Annotated in this window: 9 protein-coding genes; 2 read left to right on the plus strand and 7 right to left on the minus strand. The window is 66.7% G+C overall.

Going from position 1 to position 7,812, the window contains the following annotated elements:
- The 5 genes from ftsZ to Q7T84_RS00145 form a co-directional block, all read right to left on the minus strand.
- Nucleotides 1–655 (minus strand): cell division protein FtsZ (gene ftsZ / locus Q7T84_RS00125; RefSeq protein WP_304805533.1); only part of this gene is annotated, 655 nt, incomplete at its 3' end.
- Between the two features lie 338 nt (nucleotides 656–993).
- The gene (gene ftsA, locus Q7T84_RS00130) at nucleotides 994–2,322 is read right to left on the minus strand and encodes a cell division protein FtsA (protein WP_304805534.1); all 1,329 of its coding nucleotides are present in this window, start codon (nucleotides 2,320–2,322) and stop codon (nucleotides 994–996) included.
- A 21-nt stretch (nucleotides 2,323–2,343) separates the two neighbouring features.
- On the minus strand, nucleotides 2,344–3,258 hold the full coding sequence (locus Q7T84_RS00135; RefSeq protein WP_304805535.1) for a cell division protein FtsQ/DivIB: 915 nt from the start codon (nucleotides 3,256–3,258) through the stop codon (nucleotides 2,344–2,346).
- Nucleotides 3,194–4,171 (minus strand): D-alanine--D-alanine ligase, encoded by a 978-nt coding sequence (locus Q7T84_RS00140; protein ID WP_304805536.1) that lies wholly within the window; start codon nucleotides 4,169–4,171, stop codon nucleotides 3,194–3,196. Before Q7T84_RS00140 ends, Q7T84_RS00135 begins: the two co-directional genes overlap by 65 nt.
- A complete protein-coding gene (locus Q7T84_RS00145; RefSeq protein WP_304805537.1) occupies nucleotides 4,168–5,547 on the minus strand; it encodes a M20/M25/M40 family metallo-hydrolase in 1,380 nt (459 codons plus the stop codon). Before Q7T84_RS00145 ends, Q7T84_RS00140 begins: the two co-directional genes overlap by 4 nt.
- Nucleotides 5,548–5,650: 103 nt before the next feature.
- Here Q7T84_RS00145 and Q7T84_RS00150 point away from each other — a divergent pair, with 103 nt between their 5' ends.
- Together Q7T84_RS00150 and Q7T84_RS00155 are read left to right on the plus strand one after the other, a co-directional pair.
- Complete coding sequence (locus Q7T84_RS00150) at nucleotides 5,651–6,076, plus strand: PaaI family thioesterase (protein ID WP_304805538.1); 426 nt, start codon at nucleotides 5,651–5,653, stop codon at nucleotides 6,074–6,076.
- Nucleotides 6,077–6,278: 202 nt separating this feature from the next.
- A complete protein-coding gene (locus Q7T84_RS00155; RefSeq protein WP_304805539.1) occupies nucleotides 6,279–7,127 on the plus strand; it encodes a THxN family PEP-CTERM protein in 849 nt (282 codons plus the stop codon).
- A gap of 52 nt (nucleotides 7,128–7,179) precedes the next feature.
- On the opposite strand, the gene Q7T84_RS00160 is transcribed toward Q7T84_RS00155, so the two are convergent.
- Nucleotides 7,180–7,758: a histidine phosphatase family protein gene (locus Q7T84_RS00160; protein ID WP_304805540.1), complete on the minus strand. Its 579-nt coding sequence runs from the start codon at nucleotides 7,756–7,758 to the stop codon at nucleotides 7,180–7,182.
- Nucleotides 7,722–7,812 (minus strand): hypothetical protein (locus tag Q7T84_RS00165; RefSeq protein WP_304805541.1); only part of this gene is annotated, 91 nt, incomplete at its 5' end. The genes Q7T84_RS00165 and Q7T84_RS00160, both read right to left, overlap by 37 nt.

Here is a 7,812-nt window from a genome sequence, read left to right on the forward strand (position 1 = left end):
TGCGGACGTCGGCGAAGTCGAGGTTGATCAGGCCCGGCAGCACCATCAGGTCGGTGATGGAGCGGACGCCCGAGTGCAGGACCTGGTCGGCCATGCCGAAGGCTTCGGCGAAGGTCGTGCGCTCGTTGGCGACCCGGAACAAGTTCTGGTTCGGGATGACGATCAGGGTGTCGACATAGCGTTGCAGCTCACCGATGCCGGCGTCGGCCAGACGCATGCGGTGACGGCCTTCGAAGTGGAAGGGCTTGGTGACCACGCCCACCGTCAGGATGCCGCGTTCACGCGCGCACTTGGCGATGATCGGCGCCGCACCGGTGCCGGTGCCGCCGCCCATGCCGGCGGTGATGAAGATCATGTGGGCGCCGTCGAGGTGCTCGCCGATTTCCGGAAGCGACTCCTCGGCCGCGCTCATGCCGACTTCAGGATGTGCGCCGGCGCCGAGGCCTTGCGTCACCTGCACGCCGAGTTGGATGCGGCGGTCGGTCTTGGCGAATGCGAGCTGCTGAGCGTCGGTGTTGGCGACGACGAATTCGACGCCTTCCAGCCCAGCCTCGATCATATTGTTAACGGCGTTGCCGCCGGCGCCTCCGACGCCAAAGACGACGATGCGCGGCTTCAGTTCGGTCGCGCGCGGCGCGGAAAGTGCAATAGCCATTGGGACCCTATGTCCTCCGTACCGTGGTCAAGGGAACCGTCGGCGACCCGCCCGCCTGGCTCCCGCGACGGCAGACGTTAAGAAAGCGCCCACCATCGTTAATTGGCAGTTAACTGCATAAGGCGAGTCGGACGCCCGTCGACCCGGAACGGCCGGCATCCACAACAAAATTTCTTGCTGCGTAAGGCTTGGCCGCTTGAACGACCTCGCCAACCGCCTCCCCTGACCTCAGCCCACGCCGATTTGGCGTAGGGCGCTCACCGAACGGGGGTTTCGCCCCAAAGTGATTCGCCCAGACCTCAGCCTGGGCGTGGTCATACACTTAGAGCGTGAAAGTCTCAGAGATTTTCGCGCAGCCAGGCGGCGGCTTTCGCCACGGGATTGGCGCGAGGGTCCAGCGGCTCTCGGCGCAATTTGACCGAGGCGAGCGCCTTGGCCGAAACCGCCTCGCGGGGACCGAAGGCGGCGCGTTGCAGAACGCCCGCCGCTGCGCAGAACGCCGGACCGGAGGCGGCGTCGGCCAGATGCGGCACCCGGCGCGGACGGCCAAGACGAACCTGGCGGTCGAACACCCGCACCGCGACCTCGCGCACGCCGGCCAATTGGCTGGCTCCGCCGGTCAGGACGATACCCGCGCCTGCCTCCAGGGGCGCGCCGGACGCCTTCAGGCGGTCACGCAGCAGCTCCAGGGTCTCTTCGACGCGTGGGGCGATGATGCCCTTGAGCAGCGAGCGGGGCGCGATGACCGGGCCAGCGCCCGGATCGTCGCCGCGCGGCGGTGCTTCGATCATCTCGCGGTCTTCATTGGCCGAGGCGATGGCCGAGCCGTGCAGGGTCTTGATCCGCTCGGCGCCGGCGATCGAGGTCGACAGGCCGCGTGCGATGTCGGCGGTCACGTGACCGCCGCCGACCGCCAACGTCTCGACATGGACCAGGCTGCCACCGCTGAATACGGCCGCGGAGGTCGAGCCGCCGCCCCTGTCGATGCAGACCGCGCCGAGATCCATCTCGTCTTCTTCCAGGGCGGCCAGCGCCGAGGTGAAGGGCGCGGCGACCACGCCTTCGAATTGTAGGTGAGCGCGCTCGACGCAGGCGCCCAACGTCTGGAACACCGCCTCGCTCACCGAAACCACGAGTAGCTCAACGCCCAGCGAACGGCCGAACATGGCGCGCGGATCGCGGATCGCGGCCTGGCCGTCGACCGACCAGGCGACCGGCAGGATGTGGGCGGCGCGACGGCCGGGAAGCTTGATCTGGGCCAAGGCTTGCTGGATCGCCCGCACTAGGTCGCCGTCCGAGATCGGACGCGCGCCGATCGAGACGCGGCCGGAAATGCGATGGCTGGCGAGCTGGCCGCCGGCGGTAGCGACGGTGACGCTCTGCACCTGCACGCCCGCCACGTTCTCAGCCCGCTCAACCGCCTGGGCGATCGCGTCGGACGCCTCGTCCAGATTGATGATCGCCCCCCCGCGCACACCGCGCGACTGAACGTAGCCGACGCCGGCCGCGGTCAGGGTCCGGTCGCCCCGCCGCACGCCATCCGGCTTCATGATGAAACAGGTGACCTTGGAGGCGCCCAGATCCACGGCCGCGACCACGGGCTGGCGGCCCAGCGCGGCCTTTAGGCCTTCGCGGTTTTCCTTGCGGTCCTCAACGCGGCTCGACAAGTCCTCAGTCCCTTCTTCTAGCTAGGCGCCGTTGGCGACGAGTTGGCCCGGAAGGACCCCGTCACGCGGGCGAACAGCAACAACAGTCGGATCGCGCAGGTCGATCCGCTCAAATCCCAGCTCCAAGATCCGCGAGCGCTGGTCGAGCTGCTCAAGCTGAATCAGGGCCGCGCCCTCGTCGACCGCCGGCAGTTGCACCAGCGAGCCGTCCTTCATCCGCAAGTCCCATCGACGCCCGTCGACCCGCACCAGGGCTTCAACGCGCTCGGCCAGGCGCGGCCGCGCGGCGACTTCCGGCAAGATCGCGGCGGCGGCCTCATTGGCGCCGGCCCCCACGATCAGCGGCAAGGTAGGGAACCGAGCCGGATTGGCCTCGGGGATCACGCGGCCGGTTTCGTCGATGACATGGCTGCGGCCACCACTCTGCCAGACCGCCAGTTGACGGCGCTCGACCACGGCCAGCACCAGGGTGTCGGGCAGCAGGCGCACGACGCGCGCCTCCTTGACCCAGCCCACGGCTTCGACGTTGAGGCGGATCTGTTCCAGATCCAGGCCCAGCAGCGGCTGATCCTGATAGATCCCCGCCGCGCGCAGGATATCGGGCGTCGCCATTTCCGACGCGCCCTGCACGTGCACGGCCTTCAACTTGAAACCCATGCTCGCCAGTTGGGCGCCGACGCCGGCGCTCACCGAGGCGCTGAGCTTCTCGGCGCGATGGCCCGTCGCCATCGTCAGAACCAGGGCCACGGCGACCACGCCGCCGGCCGCCAGCAACGCGTTCCGAGGCGACAGACCGACGCCTTGGGCCGCGCCCAATTTTCCAGGTGTGTACGAGGCCCCCGGCTTACCCGCCCGGGGCTTAGATTTGGAGCTAGCGGGCGCTTTCGCCCGGGGCTTCGCTGTCGCTCGCGACTCCCCCCGCACTGCCGCGGGCATACGCATCCTCCGTGATCCAAAGCACTAGACGGTCGAACGCCACGCCCTTCAACGCCGCCTGCTCGGGGACGAGCGAGGTGGGCGTCATGCCGGGCTGGGTGTTCACCTCCAGAAGGACCAGAATGTCGTTAATGTCGTCATAACGAAGGTCAGATCGGGTAACACCTCGGCAACCAAGCGCCGCATGCGCCCGCTCGGCCATGGCCATCGCCTTTTCCATGACCGGCAAGGGAATTTCGGCCGGCAGCACATGCACCGAACCGCCCTCGGCGTACTTGGCCTCGTAGTCGTAAAACTCTGTGGGCGGTAAAATCTCGGTGACGGTTACCGCCTTGCCGTCCATCACCGCGACCGCCAGCTCCTTGCCGCGGACATAGGGCTCGACCATCACCTCTTCGCCAAAGGTCCAGGCGGGCGCGATCAACTCCTGCGGCGGACGGTTCGCGCCGGCTTGGACAATGAAAACCCCGACCGACGATCCCTCGGCGTTGGGCTTCACCACATAGGGCGGCGCCATCACGTGGTCGGCGGCGACCAGATGCCGATTGAACAGCCCGCCGCCCGGCACGCTCACCCCCGCGGCGGCGATCACCGCCTTGGCCTTGGCCTTGTCCATCGCCAGGGCCGAGGCCAGGACGCCGGAGTGGGTGTAGGGGATCTGCAGCGTCTCCAGGATGCCCTGGACGCAGCCGTCCTCCCCCCACTCGCCATGCAGGGCGTTGAAGCAGACGTCGGGCCTCAGGGCGCTCAGCACCTGGGCCAGGTCGCGGCCGGCGTCCACATAGGTGACCTTGGCGCCGAGGCGTTCCAGCGCCGCGCCGCACTCCTTGCCCGAAGACAGGCTGACCTCGCGCTCGGCGGAAAGGCCGCCCCAAAGCAGGACGACGTGACGCCCAGAAAGTGGAAGACTCATTTGCCCGCCGTCGCGGTTTTGCGGAAGTCGATATCGCTGTCGGCCACGGTGTAGGCGAAGACCGCCCAGACCGCGACGTTCTGGGCCAATTCCCTGGGATCGACCTTGTCCAGCGTGTCGTCGGCCGAATGGTGCAGGTCGAAGTAGCGGCTGGCGTCCTGCTGGAACTCCGTCACCGGAACCCCCAGGCGCTTTAGCCCGGCGACATCGGCGCCGCCATCCTGCGCCGGCTGAGACGAGATGATCGCGCCCAGCGGCGCGACCGCCGCGACGAAAGCCTTCATGGCCGGGTGATCCAGGCTGCCCTGCGGAAGCTTGGCGTTGAAGATCTCGCCCGCGCCCAGGTCGCTCTCTCCGGCCACGATGATGTTGGCGACTTCGCTCGCGTGAGCGTCGGCATAGGCCTGGCCTGAACCGCCCTGCTCCTCGGCGCCCCACATCACCACGCGAATGGTTCGGCGAGGGCGCTGCGGCAGGTCGGCGATCAGTTTGGCCGCCGCCGTGGTGATGGCGATGCCCGCCGCGTCGTCCACCGCCCCGGTGCCGGCGTCCCACGAATCCAGATGCCCGCCGATGACGATCACCTCTTCAGGCCGTTCGCGCCCCCTGATCTCGCCGACGACATTGTAGGCCGGGGCCTTGTCACGCTGGGTCGAGGCCATGGCGAGCTTGACCCGAACCGGCTTGCCGCGCGCGACCATCCGCTCCAGCAAATCGGCGTCGGGTGTGGACAGCGCCGCCATCGGGATGCCCGAGGCGCCGCCGCCGCCGGTGTGCGGCAGACGGGTGTCGTCGGTGGACACGGAGCGGACCAGATAGGCCACCGCGCCGCGTTTGGCCGCCTCCGGGCCGCCGGACGAACGGGCGCGCACGCCGGCGGCGTAGCCCTTGATATCCTGTGTGCGCCGGGTGCGCTGGGTCACGACGGCGATCTTGCCCTTCAGCGAGCCGGGGGGAAGGGCCAGCATCTCGTCCAGCGTTTTGAAGAGAACGATCTCGGCCTCCAGCCCGCCAGCCGACGTCGGGGTGGAGCGGCCAAGGCCCAGGATCTGCAGCTTCTGCGGATAGGGAGACACGACCTCGGCGCTCTCGGCGCCGCGCAGCCACGATCCCGTCTCGAAGGTTTCGACATGGACGTTCTCGAAGCCCAGACTCTTCAGCTTCGCCACGCCCCAGTCGCGGGCCCGGTCCATGCCAGGCGAGCCTTGCGGCCTGGCCCCCACCTCGGTGGTGAGGGACTCAGTGACGTCCCAGGCCGTGGTGTCCGTCAGCGCCTTGTCGCGAAGCGCCGCGGCTGTGGCGGCCAAGTCGGCGGCCTGGACGGGATAGGCGAAAGTGAAACTGGCCGCAGCGGCCGCAAGCAAAGCAATACGCATGCTCGGCGGGTGCGCCACGCATAGAGTCCTGTCAAGGCCGCTCCCTGCTGACAGCACGTTGGCCGCAGGGGCAGTCCATCCTGACGCTCGTCAGGAGACCAAGATGACCATAGCCACGGCACTCGACCACCTCCCCGCTCCGCCCTGCGCCCAACTCCTCGGTTGGCGCTTGCTCGACGCCCGCCCGTCCGACGGCTGGATCAGGATCGGTTTCGAAGGTCGCCCGGAGTTCTGCAATCCAGCCGGCTTCATCCAGGGCGGGTTCCTGGCCGCCATGCTCGACGACACCATGGGGCCAGCGATCTTCACCCACACCGAAGGCGCGCTCTACTCGGCGACCATCGAGATGAATGTGCAATATCTGGCGCCCGCCAGGGTCGGCCCGATCATCGGCGAGGGCCGGGTCGTACAATTGGGCAAAAGTGTCGGCTTTGTGGAGGCGCACCTGCTTGATGAGCATGAAATGTGTCTGGCGAGAGCCACATCCAGCGTTCGTCTAGTGTCCGCCGGGCGCGCCCTAAACGGCTAGTCCCCCGAACGCGACCCCAACGCGCCGAAATTTCGCGTGTGGGGTGAATACTTCCACCAGCAATGCACTCGATCAGTTCGATATTAGTATTCACGTCCAAAATTAACCACAAAGCAACTTTTACTGCTTGCTCATTTTACATTCCGCCGTTATCCCACACTTAAGTTTCGCATCCGCTCGGGGATGCGAGGGAGGCTCGGAAATGCAACTCAAGTTCAAGGCGCTCGCTGCGGGCGTCGCGCTCGCCACCGCCGCTCTAGCTTCATCGGCTTCCGCCGGCACAGTCGTGATCAGCAACGTCCAAGGGGCCTGGAGCATCGCCAGCCCCACTGGAACGATCGCCAACGGAAATCCAGTATCGACGGTCAAATGGGGCCAAGGCACGCAGGACGGCGGCAATCGCCAGAGCAGCTACGTGTTCACGGCCGCGAACGCGCCGTTCCAAGCCGACCTTAGTGATGGCGACACAGGCGGCCCGTTCAAACTGGGTAGCTTCCAGCACAACAACTGGCCGGTGACCGGCGCCACTCTACAGAGCGTCAAGTTGACCGTCAGCGCCGTCGTCACGATCGATGGCAACGACATCGGCCTGCAGAACTTCGTCTACAACTTCGTCCATGTGGAGACCCCGAACGAGGGTGGCTACAAGGGCGCCTGCCAGTTCGGCGGCAAGTCCGGCGACTCCGCCAATCTGTACGGCTGCTCCGACAAGGTGATGGTGAACACCATCTCCTACAACAACAGCTTCACCTACGGCCTAGACACCTACACGCTCGACATCGCCGGCTTCCTGGTTGGCAACACCCTGACCAGCGACTTCCTCACCAAGGAAAGCGCCGTTGTCCAAGAGCCCTGCCCGACCAAGTGGGACAAGCACAAGAAGTGCAAGGTGACGAAAGAGTTCAACAACAAGGCCGACATCATGGCCTCGGTCAGCATGGTCAGCTCGGCGGTGCCTGAACCGGCCACCTGGGCGATGATGATCATCGGCTTTGGCGCCGTTGGGACGATGGTCCGCACGTCACGCCGTCGGAATACGCTGGCGGCCTAGGCCAGCCCCCCTCTCCAGTCGCGCCGTCGGTCTCCGGACCGGCGGCGTTTTTTTATGCAGTGACGATCTCAAAGCTCCGGCCGTCCTCGCTGAGGACCGCGGCGGAGGCCAGCGCAAGCCTGCGCCAGAACGGCATAGGGTCGAAGCCCAGCCGATGGCTCAGCCATAGGGTGATGACCCGACCGTGCGCCACGATCACCTTTGTTCCCTCCTCGCCGCTATCGATACGCGCCATGGCCGCATCGAAGCGGAGCCGCGCGGCAAGGCCCGTCTCCTCGCCCATCATCAGTTCCACCGGTCGGTTGAACATGCGCTCGACGCAGACCTCGAACTCTTCCTGCGTGGTGAAAGGACTGTTATCCGCGCGATGCTCGGCCAAGCCAGCGTCGATAGCCGGGACTAGGTCGAACACCTGCCCCATGGCGAACGCCGTTTCACGCGCCTTCAGTTCCGGGCTGGTCCAGAGCGCGACTGGCGCGAAGGCGCTCAGCCTTTCGGCCAGAGCCATGGCCGCCAAGCGCCCCTTAGCCGACAGCGCCCAGGATGAAGGGGGTTGGCCGGCCACGATTTGCGGCTGACCGTGCTTGACCAGGATCAGGCCGCCGCCCGGCCGATCCGCTTGATTTCCCATTCCAACTCGACCCCAAGCCTGGCCTTCACGTCAGCACGAACCGCCTCGCCCAGG

The sequence above is a fragment of the Phenylobacterium sp. genome, from assembly GCF_030654915.1.
In the GTDB taxonomy this organism is placed as follows: Bacteria; Pseudomonadota; Alphaproteobacteria; order Caulobacterales; family Caulobacteraceae; genus Phenylobacterium.

What these genes read in the sequence shown, in the direction of transcription:
- Q7T84_RS00135 (WP_304805535.1), bottom strand. Translation starts at nt 3,258, where the DNA reads ATGCCCGCGGCAGTGCGGGGGGAGTCGCGAGCGACAGCGAAGCCCCGG.
- Q7T84_RS00140 (WP_304805536.1), bottom strand. Translation starts at nt 4,171, where the DNA reads ATGAGTCTTCCACTTTCTGGGCGTCACGTCGTCCTGCTTTGGGGCGGC.
- Q7T84_RS00145 (WP_304805537.1), bottom strand. Translation starts at nt 5,547, where the DNA reads ATGCGTATTGCTTTGCTTGCGGCCGCTGCGGCCAGTTTCACTTTCGCC.
- Q7T84_RS00150 (WP_304805538.1), top strand. Translation starts at nt 5,651, where the DNA reads ATGACCATAGCCACGGCACTCGACCACCTCCCCGCTCCGCCCTGCGCC.
- Q7T84_RS00155 (WP_304805539.1), top strand. Translation starts at nt 6,279, where the DNA reads ATGCAACTCAAGTTCAAGGCGCTCGCTGCGGGCGTCGCGCTCGCCACC.
- Q7T84_RS00160 (WP_304805540.1), bottom strand. Translation starts at nt 7,758, where the DNA reads ATGGGAAATCAAGCGGATCGGCCGGGCGGCGGCCTGATCCTGGTCAAG.